The 23,294-nt window shown below is 69.0% G+C and carries 21 protein-coding genes; 10 read left to right on the top strand and 11 right to left on the bottom strand.

Going from position 1 to position 23,294, the window contains the following annotated elements:
* The first annotated feature begins 29 nt into the window (after positions 1–29).
* Complete coding sequence (locus FHS55_RS11865; protein ID WP_183189969.1) at positions 30–512, top strand: winged helix-turn-helix transcriptional regulator; 483 nt, start codon at positions 30–32, stop codon at positions 510–512.
* 450 nt (positions 513–962) lie between these two features.
* Here the strand turns inward: FHS55_RS11865 and FHS55_RS11860 are convergent, their stop codons facing one another.
* From FHS55_RS11860 to FHS55_RS11840, 5 genes are all read right to left on the bottom strand, one after another.
* The gene (locus FHS55_RS11860; RefSeq protein ID WP_183189968.1) at positions 963–1,976 is read right to left on the bottom strand and encodes an amino acid ABC transporter substrate-binding protein; all 1,014 of its coding nucleotides are present in this window, start codon (positions 1,974–1,976) and stop codon (positions 963–965) included.
* Between the two features lie 169 nt (positions 1,977–2,145).
* Positions 2,146–2,766 (bottom strand): L,D-transpeptidase, encoded by a 621-nt coding sequence (locus tag FHS55_RS11855; protein WP_183189967.1) that lies wholly within the window; start codon positions 2,764–2,766, stop codon positions 2,146–2,148.
* A gap of 231 nt (positions 2,767–2,997) precedes the next feature.
* Positions 2,998–4,323: a xylose isomerase gene (xylA, locus tag FHS55_RS11850; protein ID WP_183189966.1), complete on the bottom strand. Its 1,326-nt coding sequence runs from the start codon at positions 4,321–4,323 to the stop codon at positions 2,998–3,000.
* The gene (gene xylB / locus FHS55_RS11845; protein ID WP_183189965.1) at positions 4,320–5,777 is read right to left on the bottom strand and encodes a xylulokinase; all 1,458 of its coding nucleotides are present in this window, start codon (positions 5,775–5,777) and stop codon (positions 4,320–4,322) included. The genes xylA and xylB overlap by 4 nt, the downstream gene beginning before the upstream one ends.
* A 38-nt stretch (positions 5,778–5,815) precedes the next feature.
* Positions 5,816–6,853 carry a LacI family DNA-binding transcriptional regulator gene (locus FHS55_RS11840; protein ID WP_183189964.1) on the bottom strand — a complete coding sequence of 346 codons (1,038 nt, stop codon included), beginning with the start codon at positions 6,851–6,853 and terminating at the stop codon, positions 5,816–5,818.
* 280 nt (positions 6,854–7,133) lie between these two features.
* On the opposite strand from FHS55_RS11840, the gene xylF reads away from it, so the two are divergent.
* The 8 genes from xylF (at position 7,134) to FHS55_RS11800 (ending at position 13,780) form a co-directional block, all read left to right on the top strand.
* Positions 7,134–8,174, top strand: coding sequence for a D-xylose ABC transporter substrate-binding protein (gene xylF, locus FHS55_RS11835; RefSeq protein WP_183189963.1), 1,041 nt, complete (start codon positions 7,134–7,136; stop codon positions 8,172–8,174).
* Positions 8,175–8,262: 88 nt separating this feature from the next.
* The gene (locus FHS55_RS11830) at positions 8,263–9,582 is read left to right on the top strand and encodes a sugar ABC transporter permease (protein ID WP_183189962.1); all 1,320 of its coding nucleotides are present in this window, start codon (positions 8,263–8,265) and stop codon (positions 9,580–9,582) included.
* A 10-nt stretch (positions 9,583–9,592) separates the two neighbouring features.
* Positions 9,593–10,408 (top strand): ATP-binding cassette domain-containing protein, encoded by an 816-nt coding sequence (locus FHS55_RS11825; protein WP_183189961.1) that lies wholly within the window; start codon positions 9,593–9,595, stop codon positions 10,406–10,408.
* A gap of 102 nt (positions 10,409–10,510) precedes the next feature.
* Complete coding sequence (locus FHS55_RS11820) at positions 10,511–10,891, top strand: hypothetical protein (RefSeq protein ID WP_183189960.1); 381 nt, start codon at positions 10,511–10,513, stop codon at positions 10,889–10,891.
* A 90-nt stretch (positions 10,892–10,981) separates the two neighbouring features.
* Positions 10,982–11,530, top strand: a complete 549-nt coding sequence (locus FHS55_RS11815) for a copper chaperone PCu(A)C (protein WP_183189959.1) — start codon at positions 10,982–10,984, stop codon at positions 11,528–11,530.
* 101 nt (positions 11,531–11,631) lie between these two features.
* A complete protein-coding gene (locus tag FHS55_RS11810) occupies positions 11,632–13,005 on the top strand; it encodes a PepSY-associated TM helix domain-containing protein (protein ID WP_183189958.1) in 1,374 nt (457 codons plus the stop codon).
* An 88-nt stretch (positions 13,006–13,093) separates the two neighbouring features.
* Positions 13,094–13,531 (top strand): winged helix-turn-helix domain-containing protein, encoded by a 438-nt coding sequence (locus FHS55_RS11805; protein ID WP_183189957.1) that lies wholly within the window; start codon positions 13,094–13,096, stop codon positions 13,529–13,531.
* 51 nt (positions 13,532–13,582) lie between these two features.
* Entirely contained in the window at positions 13,583–13,780 is a 198-nt protein-coding gene (locus FHS55_RS11800) for a hypothetical protein (protein ID WP_183189956.1), read from the top strand.
* Here FHS55_RS11800 and modC read toward each other — a convergent pair whose 3' ends face one another.
* The 4 genes from modC to FHS55_RS11780 form a co-directional block, all read right to left on the bottom strand.
* Positions 13,781–14,881 (bottom strand): molybdenum ABC transporter ATP-binding protein, encoded by a 1,101-nt coding sequence (modC, locus tag FHS55_RS11795; protein WP_183189955.1) that lies wholly within the window; start codon positions 14,879–14,881, stop codon positions 13,781–13,783.
* On the bottom strand, positions 14,878–15,576 hold the full coding sequence (gene modB / locus FHS55_RS11790; RefSeq protein WP_183189954.1) for a molybdate ABC transporter permease subunit: 699 nt from the start codon (positions 15,574–15,576) through the stop codon (positions 14,878–14,880). Before modB ends, modC begins: the two co-directional genes overlap by 4 nt.
* Before the next feature lie 124 nt (positions 15,577–15,700).
* Positions 15,701–16,543, bottom strand: coding sequence for a molybdate ABC transporter substrate-binding protein (modA, locus tag FHS55_RS11785; RefSeq protein ID WP_183189953.1), 843 nt, complete (start codon positions 16,541–16,543; stop codon positions 15,701–15,703).
* A gap of 223 nt (positions 16,544–16,766) precedes the next feature.
* The gene (locus FHS55_RS11780; protein WP_183189952.1) at positions 16,767–17,006 is read right to left on the bottom strand and encodes a hypothetical protein; all 240 of its coding nucleotides are present in this window, start codon (positions 17,004–17,006) and stop codon (positions 16,767–16,769) included.
* Positions 17,007–17,316: 310 nt separating this feature from the next.
* On the opposite strand from FHS55_RS11780, the gene FHS55_RS11775 reads away from it, so the two are divergent.
* A complete protein-coding gene (locus FHS55_RS11775) occupies positions 17,317–17,568 on the top strand; it encodes a hypothetical protein (protein WP_183189951.1) in 252 nt (83 codons plus the stop codon).
* Here the strand turns inward: FHS55_RS11775 and glgX are convergent.
* Together glgX and glgA are read right to left on the bottom strand one after the other, a co-directional pair.
* Complete coding sequence (glgX, locus tag FHS55_RS23810; RefSeq protein ID WP_183189950.1) at positions 17,531–21,700, bottom strand: glycogen debranching protein GlgX; 4,170 nt, start codon at positions 21,698–21,700, stop codon at positions 17,531–17,533. The genes FHS55_RS11775 and glgX overlap by 38 nt on opposite strands.
* Positions 21,697–23,154: a glycogen synthase GlgA gene (glgA, locus tag FHS55_RS11765; protein ID WP_183189949.1), complete on the bottom strand. Its 1,458-nt coding sequence runs from the start codon at positions 23,152–23,154 to the stop codon at positions 21,697–21,699. Before glgA ends, glgX begins: the two co-directional genes overlap by 4 nt.
* Positions 23,155–23,294: the final 140 nt, after the last annotated feature.

The raw sequence follows: 23,294 nt of genomic DNA, 5'->3' as shown, positions 1-23,294 counted from the left end.
ACCTGGACTAGTTATGTGCCCATCCCCATATGCCGCAAGAACGCACATGTTTCATACCGAGGCACACGGAAGTGACTGAGGAACATCACGGTTTCCAGAGCGAGGGTTGCCGCGAGGTGTCCCGCCTTCTGGCGCGGGTGGGCGACAAGTGGAGCGTGCTGATCGTCATGCTGCTGGCCGACGGCCCCCGGCGCTTCAACGAGATGAAGCGGATGATCGAGGGAATCTCGCAGCGCATGCTCACCCTTTCCCTGCGCGGGCTGGAGCGCGACGGGCTGGTCTCGCGCACGGTGTTTCCCACCATTCCCCCGCGCGTGGACTATGAACTCACGGCGCTCGGCCATTCGCTGCGCGAACCGGTCATGGCGCTGGGACAGTGGGCGCAGGCCAATACCCGCGTCATCGCGGCGGCGCAGGCCGCGTTCGATCAGCGCTGCATCGCCGAGGGCAAGAACGGAGCCGCCAGAACGGGGGGCCTCGGTAGCGGCAGCTACGGGCCGCGCGGCGTGTGAGGGCGGCGCCCCGCCGGATTCACTCTCGCAGCCATTGCCCGCAAGAGCTTGAGGTGATTCCGGTTTTCGCGAGGGCAGCGCTCCGCGCACGCCGGCGTGTCGCGCCCTCCTGATGTGACGTGGCAAAGCCCGCCCGTAAATGATTGACGGGGCGAGCCGGGCGGCTGGGCCGGGGCGGCGCGCCGGATTCGCCATGGCAAAGCCTGCCGCCAAGTAATTGGCCGGCCTACCCTCTACCGCCCACGCGCGCGATCAGCCGGCAGGCCCTTCTGTGCCGGCCGATGTGCCGGCCACCGCCGTGGTGGCGGCGAACATTTCCGGCGAGCCAACCGGCCGGATTTCATCCGCGGTCCATAGCGGCGACGAGCACGTTCCGCCGATGAGAAACAGAAAAGCCGGCACTCCCGCCCTCGGGAGTGCCGGCCTTTTGCCGTCAGCCGTGCGGGCCGCTCAGCGGATCGGCGGTGCGTATTGTATGCCGCCGACGCTCCACAGCTGGTTGATGCCGCGCGGAATGCCGAGCTTGGAGGTCGCGCCGATATTGCGCTCGAACACTTCGCCGTAATTGCCGACACTCTTCACGATGAGCACCGCCCAGTCCTTGCCGAGGCCGAGCTGCTCGCCGTAATTGCCTTCCGTGCCGACGAAACGCTTCACGTCGGGCTTCTCCGACGCCAGCGCCTGGTCGAGCGTCGCCGTGCTGATGCCGAGTTCCTCGGCGTTCAGCAGCGCGTAGAGGCTCCACTTCACCACGTTGAGCCAGCGATCATCGCCCTGCCGCACCACCGGGCCGAGCGGCTCCTTGGAGATGACGTCGGGCAGCACGATGTGATCGGCCGGCTTGGGCAGCTTGAGGCGCAGCGCATAGAGCTGCGACACATCGGTGGTGATCACGTCGCACTTGCCGTCGGCATAGGATTTGACGACCTCGTCGACGCTCGGCAGCTCGATCATCTCCAGCTGCAGGTTGTTCTGCCGGGCATAGTCGCGTGCGTTCAGCACGCTGGTGGTGCCGGCCTGCACGCAGACCTTCGCGCTGCCCAGTTCCAGCGCGCCGTTGATGTTGCGGGCGATCGGCACGAGAAAGCCCTGGCCGTCATAATAGGAGACGCCGGCGAAGATCAGCTTGAGATCGGCCTCGCGCGACAGCGTCCAGGTCGAGTTGCGCGAGAGCAGGTCGATCTCGCCCTTCTGCAGCGCCGGGAAGCGCGCCTCGGCCGAGAGCGGCACATACTCCACCTTGCCGGCGTCACCGAGCACCGCGGCCGCCACGGCCCGGCACAGATCGACGTCGAAGCCGGTCCACTGGCCCTTGTCGTCCTTCGCCGAGAAGCCGTCCAGCCCCTGATTGACGCCGCATTTGAGCGTGCCGCGGGCCTTCACCTCGGACAGCGTATCGGCCTGCGCGAGCGAGGCGGACAGCAGGGCGCCGGCAGCCGCCAGCGCGAAAGCGAACTTCTTCATGTTTCCCCCAGTCGAGCCCGGATCACGTGTCCCGCCAAAAGCAGCGCGCCCCTGATGTGCAGACCCCTGCCCCAGCGCGGACCCGTGTCCCATTCCCTCGTTTCGCGATCGTCATCAACCTGCCGGCCGAACCGGCGGCACAGCGGCGATCGCAGCGCCGTGCCGGGCGTCAGAGCGCCGGCGCCTGGCGGATGATGACCTTGGTGCCCACCGGCACGCGGCTGAACAGGTCCGCCACGTCCGAATTGACCAACCGGAAACAGCCCGACGATACCGCCATGCCGATCGTATTGGGCATGTTGGTGCCGTGGATGCGATAGACGGTCTGGCCGAGATACAGCGCGGCCGCGCCCATCGGGTTGCCCGGGCCGCCCGCCATGAAACGGGGCAGATAGGGCTGGCGCTCGATCATTTCCGGCGGCGGCGTCCAGTCGGGCCACTCGGCCTTGCGGCTCACCTTCTGCAGGCCCGACCACTGGAACCCGTCGCGCCCGACGCCGATGCCGTAGCGCAGCGCGCGGTTGTCGCCCATCACGAGATAGAGGAAGCGCTCATCGGTGTGGATGATGATGGTGCCCGGCGGCTCGGTGGTGCGGAAATAAACCGGCTGGCGGCGGAACGCCGGATCCAGCTGCTCTTCCTCCGGCGACGGGACATAGCCCGGCTTCTCCGGCACATCGACGATTCCCGAGCCGCCCACGGCCGCCGAGGGCCGCATCTGGGCATTCGCCGCGGAAAGGGAAAGTCCGGCCATGACGGCCAGTGCGATCCCGAAGACGCTCAGACGCATTCTCGTTCCCTCTCAAGGCCTCGCGCCGGTACGCCGGTCTGCCACCGCGCAGCCGGACGTGAATCCGACGGGAGGCGCGGGCGCCAGCGGTCAGGCGCGATTCAGACAGTCGCTCCCGGAGCCCGATCGAACGGGGGAAATGCCCGTAAGTCAATCGCAGAAGTCGAATGTGAAAAAGTGCCTCCCGCCCCGGCATGCGGGGTGCCGGTGCGGGAGGCCCATTTGCGCCATTCAGCGCAAATAGCTGACCGCGAGCGCTTCAAGCCGCTCCTGACGGCCCGAACGCGGCTGCGGATCGAGATTTTCGGCCTCGACACGCGCCGCGATGGCATCGAGCGAGGAGTCCTTCGCCAGCATCGCCTTGTTCTGCGGGGCGTCCCAGCCGGCATAGCGCTCGTCGACCGCGCGCTGCAGCGCGCCGTCCTCCAGCATGTCGGCGGCCACGATCAGGGCACGCGCGCACACATCCATCGCCGCGGCATGGGCGAGGATGAGGTCCTCGGGGTCGATCGACTGGCGGCGGACCTTGGCGTCGAAATTGGTGCCGCCGGTGGTGTAGCCGCCGGCTCGCAGGATCTCGTAGAAGGCGAGCGCGGTGTCCTCGACATTGGTCGGGAACTGGTCGGTATCCCAGCCGGACTGCGCGTCGCCCTTGTTCATGTCGATCGAGCCGAAAATGCCCAGCGCCGCCGCCATGGCGATCTCGTGCTCGAAGCTGTGGCCCGCCAGCGTGGCGTGGTTCGCCTCGATGTTGAGCTTCACTTCCTTCTCGAGGCCGGCGCGGCACAGCAGGCCATAGACCGTGCTCACGTCGAAATCATACTGGTGCTTGGTCGGCTCCTGCGGCTTGGGCTCGATCAGGATGGTGCCCTTGAAGCCGATCTTGTGCTTGTGCTCCACCACCAGGTTGAGGAAGCGGCCCATCTGGTCGAGTTCGCGCCTCAGGTCGGTGTTGAGCAGCGTCTCGTAGCCCTCGCGGCCGCCCCACAGAACATAGTTCTCGCCGCCCAGCTCGTGGGTGATCTCCAGCACGTTCTTCACCTGCGCGGCGCCATAGGCGAACACGTCCGGATCGGGATTGGTCGCGGCACCGGACATGAAGCGGCGGTTGGAGAACAGGTTCGCCGTGCCCCACAGCAGCCGGGTCTTCGAGGTCTCCATCTTGCGCGCGAAGATGTCGGCGATGGCGCGCACATTCGCGTTGCTCTCCTTCAGGCTCTTGCCTTCCGGGGCGATGTCGCGGTCATGGAAGGCGAAGAACGGCACGTCGAGCAGGTGGAACAGGTCGAACGCCACATCCGCCTTGGCGCGGGCCAGCGCCATCTCGTCACTGCCGTGCATCCACGGGCGCAGGAAGGTTTCGCCACCGAACGGGTCGCCGCCCGGCCAGGTGAAGCTGTGCCAATAAGCGACGGCGAAGCGCAGATGCTCCTCCATCCGCTTGCCGAGCACCACGCGGTCCTTGTCGTACCAGCGGAAGCTGAACGGATCGCGGCTCTCGGGGCCTGCATATTTCAGCGGCTCGCTGACGGGAAAGAAACGAGTGGGGGCAGTCATGACGTCACTCCCTTCAATGCGGGGTAGAGCGCCCGGTAGAGCGCGTGCCGTTCCGCATAGGCTTGTTGAAGAACGGGGTCGGGATGGATGGTCTCGATGCGGCGCGGCGGCAGGCAGATCGCGTCCGGCGTCTCGCCGGTCGCCGCCATGCGGGCGAGCCGCGCGGCGCCGAACGCCCCGCCCCGCTCGCCGTCCTCGATGCGGTTGAGCGGCAGGCCGAGCACATTGGCCAGCACCGCGATCCAGAAGCGCGAGCGCGAGCCGCCCCCGATCACGTCGGCCTGCGTCAGGCGGGTGCCGGCGGCACCGAGCGCGTCGAGGCAGTCCTTGAAGGCGAAGGCGACACCCTCCAGCACGGCCTGCGTCAGCGTCTCGCGCGAGGTGTCGTGATCGAGGCCGATGAAGGCGCCGCGAATGGAGGTGTCATTGTGCGGGGTCCGCTCGCCCGAGAGATAGGGCAGGAAGGTCACGCGCGAGGGCGCGGAGGGCGCATCGCCCAGCGGCGCCAGCAGGTCGCCGGGCGACACCTTGGAGACCTCCGACCACCAGCCCAGCGCCGAGGCGGCGGACAGGATCACCCCCATCTGGTGCCAGGTGGCGGGAATGGCATGGCAGAAGGCGTGCACGCTGGATTCCGGGTTGGGCGCGTAGCGGTCCGTGGTGGCCCACAGCACGCCCGAGGTGCCCAGCGAGACGAAGGCGTCGCCCGCCTGGATGGCGCCGAGGCCGATGGCGCCGGCGGCATTGTCGCCCGCCCCGCCCGCCAGCACCGGCGGCGTCGCCATGCCCCAGCGCGCGGCCAATTCCGGCGTGATGCGCCCGGCCGCCGCGCTGCCCTCGACCAGCCGCGGCATGTGGGTGCGCGTCAGATACGTCGCCGCCAGCGCCTCGTCCGACCAGTCACGCGCGCCGACATCGAGCCAGAGGGTGCCCGAGGCATCCGACATTTCCTCGACCATCTCGCCGGTCAGGCGATAGCCGACATAGGCCTTGGGCAGCAGCACCTTGGCGGTACGCGCGAAGATATCCGGCTCATGATGGCGCACCCACAGGAGCTTGGGCGCGGTGAAACCGGGAAAGGCGAGATTGCCGGCGGTGGCGTGCAGCGCGGGGAAGCGCTCCTCCAGCTCGCGGCACTCGGCGAAGGCACGCCCGTCATTCCACAGGATGGCCGGCCGCAGCACCGCGCCGGCGGCATCGAGCAGCACCGCGCCGTGCATCTGGCCGGACAGGCCGATGCCCTGCACGGCCGAAAGCGCGGCCGGCGCCTCCTGCTTCAGCGCATCGATGCTGGTGAGCGTGGCCTGCCACCAGTCCTCGGGATTCTGCTCGCTGAAGCCCGGCTGGGGGCGGGAGATGGCGAGCGCCGTCTCCGTGGTGGCGACGACCTTCTGGTCGCCATCGACCAGCACCGCCTTGACGGCGGATGTACCAATGTCGAGGCCGAGAAACATGCCTCAGATTCCTTGCTTTATGTACGGGTTAGGGCGGGTCACGGCAGATTGTCCCGCAGGAAGATGTCGATGCGGATACGCTCCTGCTCGCTGAGCAGCGGCTCGCCGGCGCAATGGGACAGCAGCACGCGGGCCGCCGACCGCGACTGGTGGCCGGCATCCTGGTTGATCACCGCGTCCATCACCCCGCGCAGCAGGAAGCGGCTGGTATCCTCGGTGAGGTCATGGCCGATGAAGATGAGATCCGACGCGCGATTGGCCGCCGAGATCGCCGCCGCGATGCCGCGATTGCCGGCGCCGACATTGTAGAGGGCGACAAGGTCGGGCGCCTCGCGCAGCAGGCGGGACGCGATCGCCTCGGTGCGCTCGTCCTCGTCGAGACTCTCCTGCGCCGCCAGCACCTTGAGCGCCGGATATTCGCCGGCCAGCACCTGGGTGAAGCCGAACTGCCGCTCGGCATGGTCGCGCAGCGCCGGCGTGCCGACGATGAGGCCAACCGCCCCGCGCCGGCCGGCGGTGAAACGGCCGATCAGCGTGCCGGCGGTCCGGCCGGCGGCGATATTGTCGATGCCGACATAGTGCAGCCGGTGCGAGGACGGCACGTCCGACACCAGCGTCACCACGGCGATGCCGGAGGCGGTGAGGTCGTCGATCGCCGCGCGGACGCGGGGATGGTCGAGCGCCACCACGGCGACGCCGTCATAGCGCCCGATCAGCCCCTCCAGCGCCGAGGCCAGCGTCTCGGGCGCGAACACGTCGACGCGCAGCGTGTCGATATAGGCGTTGTTGGTGGCCAGCCAGTTCGCGGTGTTCGCCACCTGCTCGGCCAGCATGCGCATGAAGACATTGGCGCCGGCCGGCAGCACGAAGCAGAAGCGATAGGTCTCGCCCCGCGCTAGGCGGGCGGCGGCAAGGTTCGGACGGTAGCCGAGCCGGGCCACCGCATCCCTCACCCGATCGGCCGTGGCACCGCGCACGCCGGCCCGGCCATTGAGCACACGGTCGGCCGTGGCCAGCGAGACACCGGCCTCGCGGGCGACATCCTGCAATGTGATGCGCGAAACACCTCTGGACATACGGCAAGGATGCCCTCAAAATCTGAGGTACGCAACTCAAGACATGAAGCGCCTGTTTACAACCAAAAGCGAAGGGTCAAGGCGCGGCATATCTGTTAACTCTCGCCCGCTTACCGATTTTTCGGGGTTTTCAAAAGGCCTGTCGATCTGTGAGGATCGACCAACACGTCGATGTTCCGGCTTCATTCTGAGGTTCGGACATCAGAAAACGGATCACGGCAGCGCCTCATCTGGCGCAGGCCGGGCGCAACAACCCGTGGCATCCCTTGGGAGGAAAAGCATGACGTCGAAACTGACCCTTACCCTCGCCGCGCTGGCGACGGTCGCCACCATCGGCGTGGCCCGTGCGGCCGACACCGTGGTCGGCGTGAGCTGGTCGAACTTCCAGGAAGAGCGCTGGAAGACCGACGAGGCCGCCATCAAGAAGGCGCTCGCCGCGGCCGGCGCCAAGTACATCTCGGCCGACGCGCAGTCGTCCGCCTCCAAGCAGCTTTCCGATGTCGAGGCGCTGATCGCGCAGGGCGCCAATGCCCTCATCATCCTGGCGCAGGATTCCGACGCCATCGCCCCGGCGATCGCCAAGGCGCAGGCCGAGGGCATTCCGGTGGTCGGCTATGACCGGCTGATCGAGATCCCCTATGCCTACTACATCACCTTCGACAACAAGGAAGTCGGCCGCCTCCAGGCCGCCGAGGTGCAGAAGCTGAAGCCGAAGGGCAACTACCTCTTCATCAAGGGCTCGGCCTCCGACCCCAATGCCGACTTCCTGTTCTCCGGCCAGATGGAACAGCTGAAGGCCGCGATGGACAAGGGCGACATCAAGAATGTCGGCGAGGCCTATACCGACAGCTGGCTGCCGGCCAACGCCCAGCGCAACACCGAGCAGCTGCTGACCGCGAACAACAACAAGGTCGACGCCGTCGTCGCCTCCAATGACGGCACGGCCGGCGGCGCCATCGCGGCGCTCGCGGCGCAGGGCCTTGCCGGCTCGGTGCCGGTCTCCGGCCAGGACGCCGACTTCGCCGCGCTCAACCGCGTGGCGCTCGGCACGCAGACCGTTTCGGTGTGGAAGGACTCGCGCGAACTCGGCAAGAAGGCCGCCGAGATCGCCCTGGCGCTGGCCAAGGGCACCGACGCCAAGGCGATCCCCGGCACCGCCACCTTCACCGGCGGCCCGAAGAAGCAGGCGATGAACTCGACCTTCCTGAAGCCGCTGCCGATCACCAAGGACAATCTCGACGTGATCATCGAGGCCGGCTGGGTGCCGAAGGCGACCGTTTGCCAGGGCGTGAAGCCCGGCACCGTGAAGGCCTGCAACTGAACGACGCAACGCGCGGCGGCGGGCTTCGTCCCGCCGTCCGCCCTGTGAGCGCACCGCGCGGCGAAGCGCGGGCAGAAGGAGGACGCTCATGAGCGACACCACGACGGCCCCCCCGGCCCCGACTTCGGCGCCAAAGGGCGCGCCGGCCACGGCGCCGACGACATTCATCGGGGCGCTGGAGATCGACATCCGCTTTCTCGGCATGATCGGGGCGCTCGCCGCCATCTGGATCGTGTTCGATTTCCTCGCGGACGGCACCTTCCTGACGCCCCGCAATCTCTGGAACCTCTCGGTCCAGAGTTCGTCGATCGCGGTGATGTCCACCGGCATGGTGCTGGTGATCGTGATGCGCCACATCGACCTGTCGGTCGGGTCGATCCTGGGCGTCACCGGCATGATCATGGCCGTCTTCCAGGCCAGCTACCTCATGCCGACCTTCGGCTTCAACAATCCGGCGGTGATGGCGCTGACCCTCGTTGCCGGCATTGCCGCGGGCGCCGCCATCGGCGCGCTGCACGGCTTCGTCATCGCCTATCTCGGCGTGCCGGCCTTCATCGTCACGCTGGGCGGCCTCCTCGTGTGGCGTGGCGCGGCCTGGGCGGTGGCGCAGGGCAAGACGATTCCGCTCACCGACGACAATTTCAAGCTGCTGGGCGGCGGTGCCGATGGTTCGATCGGCGCTACCTGGAGCTGGGTCGTCGCCGCCTTTGCCTGCCTCGCCATCGTGTTCGCCGCGATTCAGGCGCGCCGCCAGCGCCAGCGCTTCCATTTCCCGCTGAAGCCGCTCTGGGCCGAGGTCGTCACCATCTCGGTCGGCTGTCTTGCGGTGGTCGCCGCCACGCTGGTGGTGAACGCCTACACGCTGCCCGCCAACCTCGCCCGCCGCTATGCCGAATCCGCCGGCCTGACGATCCCGCCGGAGGGCATCTCCATCAGCTTCGGCTATGCCGTGCCGGTGCTGGTCGCGGTCGCGGTCGGCATCGTGATGACCTTCATCACCACCCGCACCCGCTTCGGCCGCTATGTGTTCGCCATTGGCGGCAACCCGGAGGCGGCCGAACTGGCCGGCATCAACACCAAGCGCGTCACACTCACCGTGTTCGCGCTGATGGGCGCGCTCGCCGCCATCGGCGCCGCCATTTCCACCGCCCGCCTCAACTCGGCGACCAACGCGCAAGGCACGCTCGACGAGCTCTATGTGATCGCCGCGGCGGTCATCGGCGGCACCTCGCTGGCCGGTGGCTCGGGCACCATCGCGGGTGCCATGATCGGCGCGCTGGTGATGCAGAGCCTGCAATCCGGCATGGTGCTGATGCGGGTCGATACGCCTTATCAGAACATCGTCGTCGGCATCGTGCTCGTCTTCGCGGTGTGGATCGACACCGTCTACCGCAAGCGCTTCAAGTGAGGGCCGGCAGATGAACAACCTCGCCTCGACCCCCGTCGCCACCCCTTCCGCTCGCGCGGGCACCCCGCTGGTGGAGATGCGCGACATCCGCATCGCCTTTGGCGGCGTCCATGCCGTCGACGGCGTCTCCGTCGATCTCCATCCCGGCGAAGTCGTCGGCCTGCTCGGCCATAACGGCGCCGGCAAGTCGACGCTCATCAAGATCCTCGCCGGCGCCTACCGGCCCGATTCCGGCGAGATCCGCATCAATGGCGCCAAGGCCGATATCGGCAATCCGCGCGACGCGAAGCGTTACGGTATCGAGACGATCTACCAGACCCTCGCGCTCGCCGACAATGTCGACGCCGCCGCCAACCTGTTCCTCGGCCGCGAGCTGATGACCCCCTGGGGCACGCTCGACGACGTGGCGATGGAGGCGGCGACGCGCGAGGTGATGGGCCGGCTCAACCCGAACTTCCGCAAGTTCAAGGAGCCGGTGCGCGGCCTCTCCGGCGGCCAGCGCCAGTCGGTGGCGATCGCCCGCGCCATCCACTTCAACGCCAAGATCCTTATCATGGACGAGCCCACCGCCGCGCTCGGGCCGCAGGAGACCGCGCAGGTGGCCGAGCTGATCAAGCATCTCAAGGCCGAGGGCATCGGCATCTTCCTGATCAGCCACGACATCCATGACGTCTTCGACCTCGCGGACCGCGTGAGCGTAATGAAGAACGGCAAGCTGGTGGGCACCGCCTCCACCGCCGACGTCACGAAGGACGAGGTGCTGGGCATGATCATCCTGGGCAAGAGCCCGCCCGGCGCCGTGGCCGGCCCCGGCGCCTCCAACTGACGGCAGGACGCCGAGAGACACGTTGGGGGCAGCGGCACCGCGCCGCTGTTCCCCGCCCCGGAGGCCCGTGCTAAAGGCTGGTCAGGGGAAGATGCCACGACGATGACCACTGACCGCCACACGCTGCGCCGGATGACGATGGCTCTCGCCGTCGCCTATCTGCTCGTGTTGCAGGCGCTGCTCGGAGGCATGGCCACCGGTGCCCATGCCGGCAGCCTCGCCACGGTCGACGCCTTCGGGCAGGTCCTGTGCCTCACGGGGCACCAGCCCCCCGCCTCGCCCTCCGCCCCCGCCCATCACACGCCCGATTGCTGCACCACCGGCTGCCAGATCTCGGCGCTGGCCACCCTGCCGCCGCTCGCGGCCGGCGTGGCGGCGCCGCTCCCGGTTGTGGCCGGACCTGCGCGTCTGCCGGCGGATGCCGCCGTCGCCGCCGGACTTCAGCGTTCGCCGAAGAACGCACGCGCGCCTCCCCTCGCCTGACACGCCGCCTTCGCGCGGCCCTGCCGCCTGTCAGTCGAAATGCGCCGGCCGCTGCCGCAGCAGGCATGCCGGTATTCCGGGAGTCCCTCCATGATTCGCTTCGCCTTCACGCGTGTGCTCCGCCACGCCGAGGACCGCATCGGCTTCCTCATCCTCGCCGCCGCCCTCGCTTTGTTCGCCATCCAGCCGGCCTTCGCGCATGGCTTCAAGATCGGCGAACTGGAAATCGGCCACCCCTGGGCGCGGATGACGCCGGCCGGGGCCAAGGTCGGCGGCGGCTACCTCTCCATCGAGAACGAGGGCAAGGAAGCCGACACGCTGGTTTCCGTCACCGCCGAGGTCGCCGGCCATGTCGAGATTCACGAAATGGCGGTCAAGGACGGCGTCATGACGATGCGCCCGCTGCCCGATGGCATCACCATTCCGCCCGGCGGCGAGGTGAAGCTGGCGCCCGGCGGCTACCATCTCATGCTGATGGACCTCAAGCAGCCGCTGAAGGAAGGCGAGAGTTTCAAGGGCACCCTCACCTTCGCCAAGGCCGGCACCGTGAATGTGGTGTTCAAGATCGAGGGCATGGGCGGGCCGAAAGGGAGTGAGCCTGCGCATGGCGATCACACCATGCCGATGCCGGCAAACTAGCCACAGCTAACCGACCTCATCGTGCCAGCACTGCCGCCCGGCCACCCCGCCGGGTGCCGCGGTCGCGCGCGCCCATGCCTCCTTTTCCGGATGTCCTTTCGATGAACGCCACCCCTTTGCCTGCCGCCGCTCCGGCCGAGCACGCGGCCAACGTCTACCGCGCCGTCTGGCGCTGGCACTTCTATGCCGGCCTGCTGGTGCTGCCCTTCATGATCCTGCTCGCGGTGACGGGCGGGCTCTACCTTTTCCGCGACGAACTGGACGGGCTGTGGCACCGGGACCTCAAGCAGGTCGCGGTGCAGGCGAAGCCGGTCGAGGCCCCCAGCGCCTGGATCGACGCCGCCCTCAAGGCCCGGCCCGGCACGGCGCTGAAGATCATCACCCCGGCGACGCCGGGCTCCTCGGCCGAGGTGGTGATCAAGACCGCGGACGGCGCGCGCCGCTCGGTCTATGTCGACCCCTATGATTCGCGCGTGCTCGGCGAGCTTGCCGATCGCGGCACCGTCATGTGGCTGGTGCGCCGGCTGCATAGCCTCGCCGAATTCGGGACCATCACCAACGGCATCATCGAGATCGTCGGCGGCTGGGCCATCCTGCTGGTCGGCACCGGCTTCTATCTCTGGTGGCCGCGCACGCAGACCGGCGGCGTGGTGAGCGTGCGCGGCGCACCGCGCCAGCGCGTGTTCTGGCGCGACCTGCACGCCGTCACCGGCGCCTTTGCCGGCCTCGCCATCGGCTTCATGGCGCTGTCGGGCATGCCGTGGTCGCTGGTCTGGGGCGAGAAGGTCAACGAACTCGCCAACAGTTCGAATTACGGCTATCCCGCCGGCGTCTATACCGACGTGCCGATGTCGGACGAGCATCTCGCCCATGCCAACGGGCCGACCGCCTGGTCGCTGGAACAGGCGAAGATGCCGGAATCGACCCCGGCCGCCGGCGCCGCCACGCCCCAGCCCATCGGCATCGATGCGGCGGCGGCCATCGTGGACAAGCTCGGCATCTCTCCCGGCTACACGCTGAGCCTGCCGGGCAAGCCCACCGGCGTCTATTCCGCGACCGTCTATCCCGACGATTTGTCGAAGCAGCGGGTGGTCCATCTCGACCAGTATAGCGGCAAGCCGTTGATCGACATGAGCTATGCCGATTACGGCCCCATCGCCAAGGCGATGGAGTTCGGCATCAACGTGCATATGGGCCAGGAATTCGGCCTCGCCAACCAGCTGTTCATGCTGGCGCTGTGCCTCGCCACGATCCTGATGTCGGTCTCCGCCGGCATCATGTGGTGGAAGCGCCGGCCGAAGGGCTCGCTCGGCATCCCCCCCGCGCCGGCCGATCGCTCGGTGATGCGCGGGCTGATCGCCATCATGGCGGTGGTGGGGCTGATCTTCCCGCTGGTCGGCGCCTCGCTGCTGGTGATGGTGCTGCTCGACCTCGCCTTCGCCTATCGCCGCCGGCCTAGCGCCCGGACAGCCTAGCGCCTTCCCCGTTCCTGCCGCGCGCCTCTTGCCCTAACATCAGGGCGGGAGGCGCGCCCCACCCGGGGGCCGCAGGCTTGGCGGGACGATGGATCCGACAGATACCGACGACATACCGGCACGACCGGCGCGCGCGCGCGATGGCCTGTTCATCCGCGTCTATTTCGGCGACGGGCGCCATATCGGCCCCGGCATGATCGATCTGCTGGAGACGATCCGCCGCGAGCGCTCCATCCTCTCCGCCGCGCGCCACATGGGCATGAGCTATCGCCGCGCCTGGCTGCTGGTGGACGCGATGGCCCGCACCTTTCGCGAGCCGGTCGTCGAGACCCATCCCGGCCGACGTGGCGCGGGCACCGATCTCACCGCCTTCGGCGAGCGGCTGATCGCGCTCTATCGCGGCATCGAGCAGAGCAGCGCCGCCGCCAGCCGCGCCGCGGTGGAGGAGTTGCGCGCGGGCCTCGCCCCGCTGCCGGTCGCGACGGAAGCGAAGGCCGAGGCAGAGGTGGAGACGAACGAGGGGTAGGAAGGAACCTTTTCGCCCGCTCGACGGTTCTCGGGTAGCATCGGAGGCGCCATGCAGACCCTTATCATCATCATCCTCATTCTCGTGCTGCTCACCGCGACCGGCTATTTCGGCCACCGCGCCAATGGCGTGCGCGGCGTCATCATCGCGCTGGTGATCGCGCTGCTGGTCCTTGCCGTGGTCGGCTTCTTCAGCGACGAGTTCGCCATCGGACCTGGCGTGGCCCCGATCATGGAAGCGCCGAAATAATCAGCCGGGGCCCCCGAAATCCGGGCTCCGACTCTCCACCGCCACCGATTTGACCATGGCCCACACGGCAAGGCCGGGGCGGAGTGTGAGCCGATCCACGCTCTCGCGGGTCACGGTGGCCGCCAGCCGCGTCTCCCCGACCACGAGTTCGATGTCCGCATAGGGCCCTTCCTGTTGCCGCACCGCCTCGATCCGCGCTGCCAGCAGGTTCGAGACCGAGACCCCCTCGGGCCTCGCCAGCGCGAGGGCCACGTCGCGCGCGCGCACCCGCGCCCGCACGGCGCTGCCGATCGGCATCGCCACCTGCGGCACGCGCAACTCGCCGCCGGCGAAGGTCAGGGTGGACAGCGCGTAGTCCCCATCGTGCCGGCTGACCACGCATTCCAGTAATGTGCCGACATCGAAACGCCCGATGACCGGCAGGATCTCGGGGCGCGACATCACATCCGCCACCGGGCCGATGGCGAGCGGGCGCCCGTCGCGCAGCGCCACCACCACGTCGGCAAGGCGCAGCACCTCGTCGACGGCGTGGCTGACATAGAGAATGGGCAGGCCCATGCCGTCCCGCAGCCGTTCCAGATAGGGCAGGATCTCCGCCTTGCGCGCCTCGTCCAGCGCGGCCAGCGGCTCGTCCATCAGCAGCAGGCGCGGCTGCGAGAGCAGGGCACGGCCGATGGCCACGCGCTGGCGCTCACCGCCCGAGAGCGTGTGCGGCCGGCGGCCGAGCAGATGGCCGATGCCGAGCAGATCGACCACGGCGGCAAAGCCGATCGGCTTGTGCGAGAGCCGGCTGCGGCGCTCGCCATAGCGCAGGTTGCTCTCGACCGAGAGATGAGGAAACAGCCGCGAATCCTGGAAGACATAGCCGACCCGCCGCCGCTCGATGGAGAGGTCGATCCGCGCGGCGGCATCGAAATACACCTCGCCCTTCACCACGATACGTCCGGCATCGGGGCGTACCACCCCGGCCACCGCCTGGATGATGGTGGTCTTGCCCGCGCCCGAGCGGCCGAACAGCGCGGTGACGCCCGCCTCCGGCGCGGTGAAGGCCGCCTCCAGCGTGAAGCCCGGGCGGCGCAGGCGAATGTCGATCTCGATCATGTCCGCCCGATCAGCACGCGGATGCGCCGGTCCACCAGGCTGGCCAGCAGCAGCGAGCCAAAGGCCAGCACGATGGAGACCACGGTCAGCCGCAAGGCCATGGCGTCGCCGTCCGGCATGTGGGTAGCGCTGTAGATGGCGAGCGGGATGGTGCGGGTCTTGCCCTCGACATTGGAGACGAAGGTGATGGTCGCGCCGAATTCGCCCAGTGCCGAGGCGATGGCGAGCAGCGCGCCGGAGAGCACGCCGGGCAGCATCAAGGGCAGCGTGATGGAGATGAACACGTCCAGCCGCGAGGCGCCGAGCGTGCGCGCCGCCGTCTCCAGCCCGCGATCCACCGCCTCCAGCGCCAGCCGGATGGCGTTCACCGTCAGCGGAAAGCTGACCACGGCCGCTGCCACCGTGGCGCCGGCGGTGGAGAAGATCAGCTTGATGCCGAACCACGCATCCAGATACTGGCCGATGAAACCCCGCGCGCCGAGGGTGAGCAGCAATATGTAGCCCACCACCACCTTGGGCAGCACCAGCGGCAGGTAGATCAGCCCGTCGAACAGCCCCTTGCCGGGAAAGCGCGTGCGCGCCAGCAGCCAGGCGGTGAGGATGGCGAAGGGCAGGCTCCAGAAGGTCGCCCAGAAGGCGACCTTGAGACTCAGATAGACCGCGGTCCACTCGTCCGGGGTGAGCAGCACATCCATCGAAACGTCGTCATCCCCGCCTGGAAACCAAAACCGTCGAAGCCATCGCCGTCATTCTGCACGCGATCCCGAACCCGGCCTATGGCCTCCCGAGACCCCGCCACGTGTCGGCCAAGCGCATCGCTCACTTCACGAGGAAGCCGTACTTCGCATAGACGGCTTTCGCCTGCGGGCCGACGAGGAAGGCGAGCAGAGCCTTCGCCGCCGGCGTATCCTGACCCTTCACCAATTCGAACGGGTATTCCACCGGCGGGTGGCTGTCGGCCGGGAAGGTGGCGACGATCTTCACGTTCTTGGCGATGGCGGCGTCGGTGGAATAGACGATACCGGCGGTCGCCTCGCCACGCTCCACCAGCGCCAGCGCGGCACGCACGCTCTCGGCCCCGACCACGCGCTCGCGCACCTTGTCCCACTGACCCAGATTGGTCAGCGCGGTCTTGGCGTAGACGCCAATCGGCACGCTGTCGGTGAGGCCGGTGGCGATCTTGCCGTCGGTACCGAGGAAGGCGAGCCAGTCGAACGACTTGTCGATCGTCACGTCCTTCGCCTTGTCCGCCGGCATGATGAGCACGAGGCTGTTGCCGATCGGCGTCACGCGAGTGGCCTTCAGCGTCAGGTCCCGGTTCTCGGTGTAGTCCATCCACTTGGTGTCCGCGGAGACGAAGATCGCGGCCGGCGCGCCCGCCTCCAGCTGCTTGGCGAGCGCCGAGGAGGCGGCGAAGGAGAACGTCACGTCCTTGCCGGTCTCATCCTTGTAGAGCTTGCCGATATCCTGGAAGGCATTGGTCAGGCTCGCGGCGGCGAACACCGTCGGCGCCTCCTCGGCCCGCGCGGTCGCGAACGGGGCGGCGACCAGCGCGGCGAGCGCGACCGCCACCGCGGCATGGCTCAGGACCAGGCGACGCGAGGACAGGAGGGGCGAGGCGATGAGGCGCAAGGACGAGAGGCGCGAGAGGCGCGAGGACATGGCGGGAGCTCCCTTTACGTATATCCATCCATATACATGTATCCGCCCATATACATGATGAGACGCACGATACCAGCCGAAAACCTCGGCGGAGCCATGAGGGGATCGGGATCGCCCGGCGCGGGTGATGCCGCGCGGTTAAGGGAAGACGCCACGGCACGACCCGTCGTGCCGGTGGTGCTGTCTGGATGGTCTGTCCGTTATCGTCGCGCCCGCGCGAGGCTCAGTCGATGACGCCGGTCTGGCGGGCCGTGTCGGCCGCGACGCGCTCGGCCGCCGCGACGAGATCCCAGGCCGGCACGGGATCGCCGCAGCCGAACACGATGGACGGGCCGCCGGAGACGACGCGCCGCCCGCAGCCGTCATCGACGACGGCGAATTCGTAGATGTGATACGCGGTTCGATGCATGACACGCACGGTGGAAGGCGAAAGCGTGACCACGTCAAAATCGGCGTGCGGCATGACCATCCTCCCTGTGTTGTCCCGGCGTTTGCCGCCGGAAGCCGCCGGGCGAAACGGCACCGGCCTTGATTGCCGCCCCGTGAATATGGCGAGCGGAATGACGAATGGAACTTTCGTTCAATTGCGGCGTTCAGACAACGGAAATCTGTCCGGAATGGGCGCGGCGGCGACATTTGGAGCCAGTCCAATGCGACACGGCAGGTTCGCAACCGCCGCCTGAAATCCGGCGCAGGGCCGCAACGACACGGGCACCGCGCCACATCGCCCCATCCTGCTGATCTCCGCACCGGCGGCAGGCAGGAGATGCACCATGAGCCGCACGACAACGCTTGTCATCGCTACCGCCGCGTTTGCCCTCGGCGCCTTTGTGCTCATGCAGGGCATGGGGCGCAGTTCCCGGCACATGGCGGCCGACCCGCTGCCGATCGTCGAGGCGGATACGGGCGGCATCACGGAGGGCGACGCCGCCGGTCCCGCCGGCATTGACGAGCCGGACCGCGAGCCGCTGGATGATCCCGCGCGCTTCAGCTATTCGCGCCGCGTTCCCGCGCCATGGCGTTGAGCGCCGCGACGGCGCGCGGTTCGCTCATCACGCTCTGCAGGGTGTGGCCAATCCGCCGCCGCCAGTTGGGCCGTTCGCGGTCCGTCCCCGGCAGGTTGACGGCCACCGTCTCGCCGGCGAGATCGTCGAGCTGGGCCAGCGCCAGCGCGGATCGGGTGCGCGCCACATAGGCGTGCAGCGCCGCGACGAAGGCATCCGACAAAGCCGCCCCCGGCTCCGGCGCGGCGGCGATGAGCCCCTCGCCCACCAGGGCAGCGGCAAGCTCGGCCTTTTCCACCGCCCGCGCGGCAAGCGCGGTGGCGAGCGAGATATCGTTCTCCAGCCCCAGCGTGCGCCGCTCGGCAAGGTCGACGCCGTCCCACCAGCCGGCCAGCGTCGGCAGATCATGGGTGGACACGCACGCCGCCGCCAGCACGGGATAATCCTCCGGCGGCAGGAAACGCGACCCCAGCCGCTCGAACCACAGCACCCGGTAGGACAGCATGCGCTCGTCGCTCAGCTGCTCGCGCATGCCCGCCGGCACCGTGCCGAGATCCTCGCCCACCACGAGGCAGCGCGCGCGATGGCTCTCCAGCGCCACCTGCCCGGCGAGGTCATCGAACGGCATGGCGAGATAGGTCCCCTCCGTCCCGCTCGCGCCCTCCGGAATGAGGAACAGCCGGCGCAGCCCCATCACGTGGTCGATCCTGAGCGCGCCGGCATGGCGCATATTGGCGGCCACCAGCCGGGCGAAGCCCTCATAACCCTCGCGCTGCCAGGCCAGCGGATCGAACGGCGGAAGGCACCAGTTCTGCCCTTCCGGCCCCAGCGGATCGGGTGGCGCGCCAATATTCACGCCCGACATGAGCAGCCCCGCCTCGGACCACGCCTCCGCCCCGTCCGGCGCGGTGCCGACGGCAAGGTCGCGATAGAAGCCGAGCGACAGCCCCGACTGGCGGGCAAAGCGCGACGCCGCCGCCAGCTGCGCATCCGCCACCCATTGCTGCCACAGCGCGAAGCGCACCTCGGCCGGATGGGCGCCGGCAAAGCTCTCCACCGCCGCGCTCGCCGCATCGCTCAAGCCTTCCGGCCACTGGCGCCAACCCTGTTGCGGATGCGCCGCCGCGATGGCCTGGAAAATGGCGAAGCGACGCAGCGTCGGCCCGCCCTCCGTGACGAAATGGGCGAACCCGGCATCGGGTTGCTGCTCGAACGCGGCGAAGGCCTCGCGCAGCGCCGCCTCCTTGAGGGCCCACACGGCGCGATAGTCCACCGCCGGGCGAGCCGCCAGCGCCGCGAAGTCGGAGATATCGGCGCCCAGCGCCGCGACATCGATATAGATCGGGTCGAGGAAGCGCCGGTCGCAGGGCGAATAGGGGCTCGCCCGCTCGCGATCCTGCGCGAACAGCGCATGCAGCGGGTTGAGACCGATCACGTCCGCACCGCGCGCGGCGGCGAGCGCTGCCAGTTCGCCGAGCGCGGTGAAATCGCCGATGCCCTGGTCCTCGTGCTGCCGCCGCAGCATGTAGAGATGGGCACCGATGCCGAAGCGGCGTCCGCCATCCGCCAGTTCGGGCGGCACATAGCAGGCGTGCGGCGCCACTGTGAGGCGGCATTCATCCCCGCCCAGCACCAGCGTATGACGCCCCACCGGCAATTCGGGCAGGTCGATCGCGCGGGTCAGCGCCCGCCGCCCGTCCGGGCGCATGACGTGCGTGCGATGCCCGTCCTCCGGCCGCACGGCGAAATCGATCTCGCCACCATCCTCCAGCCGGATCACCAGATCGAGCCGGCGCACCGCATCGGCCGCGCCGGCCGCCAGCGTGAGGGTCGACACCTCGCCGGATGTCTGCCCCTGCCGCAGCACACGGGCGAAAGGAACCGCGCGGCCGAAGCGCTGCTCGGAGAGCGTCGCGAGGCTGTCGCGTACCTCGCCGGCGCTCGCGGCCGGCAGCCGCAGCGCCCCGAGCAGGGCGCGCTTGGTGTCGTCGCTCACAAGGTGATGCGTGCCTTCGACATCCCACCATTCGTGAGTGATGCCGGCGGCCGCGGCGAGCGTCTCCAGCAGCGCCGGATCGGCCGGCCGCCGCCGGGCGCCCGGTGCCGGCGCCTCGGTGAGAATGAACGCGGTACGCGCCGGCAGCGTTCCGCCGGCATCGCCCTCGCGTTCCGGCTGGCCCGTGTCGGCCGCGAGCCGCCAGGCAAAGCCGTCGCGCGGCTCGGGCAGCACCAGTTCCATGGGCCTCGCCGAGGCGTTGAGCGCCACCGCCACCCGGTCCGCCGCCGCGTCATCGCGCGCCGGCGCATAGAACACCGCCACCAGGCAGGGGGCGGAAGGGTCATCCCAGGCCGGAGTGCCGCCCGAGGGCGCGCGCCATTCCACATCGGCAATGCCGCTGGCGTCGAGCGGCAGGCCGGTCAGCGGCGTTTCCAGCCGCAAGGCGCGATGCGCGCGGCGGAGCCTGACCAGCCTCGCCGTGAAGGCGGTGAGAGCGCCGTCCAGCTTCGACCAGTCCAGCCAGGTGAGTTCGTTGTCCTGCGCATAGGCATTGTTGTTGCCGGCCTGCGAGCGCCCGCATTCGTCGCCCATGGTGAGCATCGGCGTGCCGCGCGCCGACAGCAGCGTCGCCAGCAGCGCGCGGACATCCCCCCGGCGCGCCGCGATCAGCGCCGGGTTGTCGCTTGGCCCCTCGACGCCATGATTCCAGCTGTGGTTCTCGCCGGTGCCGTCGCGATTATCCTCGCCATTCGCCTCATTGTGCTTGCCCGCATAGGAGACCAGATCGGCGAGGGTGAAGCCGTCATGGGCGGTGACGAAATTGATGGCGCGCGAAAGCGGCCGCGTGCGCCGCGCGAAGACATCCGCCGAGCCGGCGAGGCGCGTGGCGAGTTCGCCGGTCAGGCCCGCATCGCCGCGCCAGAACCGCCGGGCGGCATCGCGGAACTTGTCGTTCCACTCGCCCCATCCCGATGGAAACTGGCCGACCTGATAGCCGCCCGGGCCGATATCCCAGGGCTCGGCGATGAGGGCGAGATTGCGCAGCCCCGGGTCCTGCTGCAGCGCGGCGAGGAAGGGCGCCTCGGGATCGAAGCCGTCGACACGCCGCCCGAGCGTGGCCGCGAGATCGAAGCGAAACCCATCCAGACCGGTGGCCGCCCAGCGCCGCAGCATGTCCATGCCGAGTCGCAGCGCCGGAGGGCGCTCCAGCGCCAGCGTATTGCCGGTGCCGGCATCGTTGAGCAGGAGGCCGGCATCGTCCCGTGCGTGGCGGTAATAGGTCGCGTTGTCGAGTCCGCGCAGGCTGAGCGTCGGCCCGAGCGCATCGCTCTCGCCGCTATGGTTCAGCACCACGTCGAGCACGACCTTGATGCCCGCGCCGTGCAGCGCCGCCACCGTGCGCGCCACCTCCTCGAAACCGCCGGGCGCGAGGCGCGGATCGGGCGCGCCGAATACGACCGGGTTGTAGCCCCAGTAATTGCTCAGCCCGAGCGGAGGCAGGTGCCGCTCGTCGATCCACGCCATGGCCGGCATCAGTTCGACCGTGGTGATGCCGAGATTGACGAGATGGTCGAGCGCCGCCGGATCGGCCAGCGCCGCGAAAGTGCCGCGCAGCGCGAGCGGAATCCCCGGGTTGAGCATGGTGAAGCCGCGCACATGCAGCTCGTAGAACACCTCGTCGTCCCAGCGGAAGGCCGGCCCGGCCGCACCGGACGCGACTTCGCCGCTCTCGACATGGGGCACGATGGCCTTGGGCACGGCGGCCGCGCTGTCGGTCTCGTCGCGCTCAAGGCCACGGGCGCGCGCGTCGAACATCGAGGCGTCGAGGCGAAACGGCCGGTCGAGCCGGCTGGCATAGGGGTCGACCAGCAGCTTGAAGGGGTTGAAGCGGTGCCCCTCCCCCGGCGCCCACGGGCCGCTGGCGCGCAGGCCATAGCGCGCGCCGGGCGGCACGCCGGCGATATGGCCGTGGAACACGTCGCCAAGCCGCGCCGGCAGGGCGAGCCGGACCAGTTCGCGCGCGCCCGAGGCGTCGAACAGGCAGAACTCGATGCGGGTGGCGTGGGCGGAGAACACCGCGACATTGACGCCGCGTGCATCCACTGTAACGCCGAGCGGCTCGGGCGAGCCGTCCGAGACCCGCCAGTCGCTCACGCGCCGCGCTCCGCCACCAGATCGCGGAACAGCCGGTCATACTCGCGCGCGGCGCGCTCCCAGGAGACGTCGGTCGCCATCGCGTTGCGCTGCAGCTTCTTCCACAGCACCTTGTCCTGCCACAGCCGGTGCGTGCGGTTGAGCGCTAGATGCAGCGCCGAGGGCGTGACGGGCGAAAACTGCACGCCGGTGCCGACCCCCGCCGAGCGGGCCATTTCGTTGACATCGATGACCGTGTCGGCCAGCCCGCCCACCCGCGCCACCACCGGCAGCGCGCCATAGCGCAGCGCCGAGAGCTGGGTGAGGCCGCAGGGCTCGAAGCGCGAGGGCACCAGCAGCGCATCCGCACCCGCCTGCACGAGATGGGCGATCGCCTCGTCATAGCCGAGCCATACGCCGATCCGTCCGGGATGGGCCTGCGCCGCGCCGGCGAAGCGGCCGGCAAGATCGGGATCGCCGGCGCCGAGCAGCGCCATCTGCGCGCCGAGGCCGAGCAGCGTGCCGATATTGTCGGCGAGGAGGTCGAGCCCCTTCTGCCAGGACAGCCGGCTGACCACGCCGAACAGCAGCGCGTCCGGGTCGGGATCGAGGCCGAAGCGCCGCTGCAGTTCCGCCTTGTTGGCGGCGCGCGCCTTCATCCGCCGCGTGTCGAAGCGGGCGGCGATGAGCGGATCGGTCGCCGGGTTCCACGCCGCCGTGTCGAGCCCGTTGAGAATGCCGGAGACGACGGAACTTCGGTCGTTCAGCAGTCCCTCCAGCCCCATGCCGCCCTCCGGCAGCAGGATCTCGCCGGCATAGCCGGGCGAGACGGTGGTGATGCGGTCGGCGAATTTCAGCCCGGCCTTGAGATAGCCGACCGTGCCGTAATACTCGATGCCATGGATCGAGAAGGCATCGGCCGGGAAACCCAGCACCGGCGCCAGTGCCGCGTCGAACTTGCCCTGGAAGGCGATGTTGTGGATCGTCATGACGGAGCCGGGCCGGCGCCCGCCGGAGTAATGCAGATAGGCCGGCGTGAGGCCCGCCTGCCAGTCATGCGCGTGCACCGTGTCGGGCACGAAGCCCGGCACCAGCCCCAGCCCGAGGCCCGAGCCCACCGCCCCCAGCGCGGCGAAGCGCAGGGCGTTGTCCTCCCAGTCGAGCCCGTTCGGCCCGACATAGGGCCCGCCCGGCCGGTCATAGAGATGGCCCGCCTCGATGACGAAGAGCTTCAGACCCGCCGCCTCCGCCGCCAGCAGGCGGGCCGGGCCGCCGAACAGATGATCGAAATGGTGGACCGGCTCGGCGGTCTCCAGCGCCCCCATCACGGCAGGATAGCCCGGCACCAGCGTGCGCATCTCGATGCCATGCGGCACCAAGGCCGACGGCAGCGCGCCGACCACATCGGCCAGCCCGCCGGTCTTCACCAGAGGATAAATCTCGGAAGCAACCGATAGTACCTTCAGATCCGTCACCAGCCCCGTTGCCCCTGTTGCCTTGCCTCGACCCAGCCCACCCGCGCGCCCGCTTGGCCCACGCCGACCGGCATGGCCCCCGCCGGCCGGAAGCAACCTGCCCCGTCCGGACGCGCCATTCGGACGGGGCCCTTGAACCC

This window comes from Ancylobacter tetraedralis (genome assembly GCF_014195655.1).
Lineage (GTDB): Bacteria > Pseudomonadota > Alphaproteobacteria > Rhizobiales > Xanthobacteraceae > Ancylobacter > Ancylobacter tetraedralis.
The sequence above is the reverse complement of the archived record's forward strand: the minus strand, read 5'-3'. Positions and strand labels throughout refer to the sequence as shown.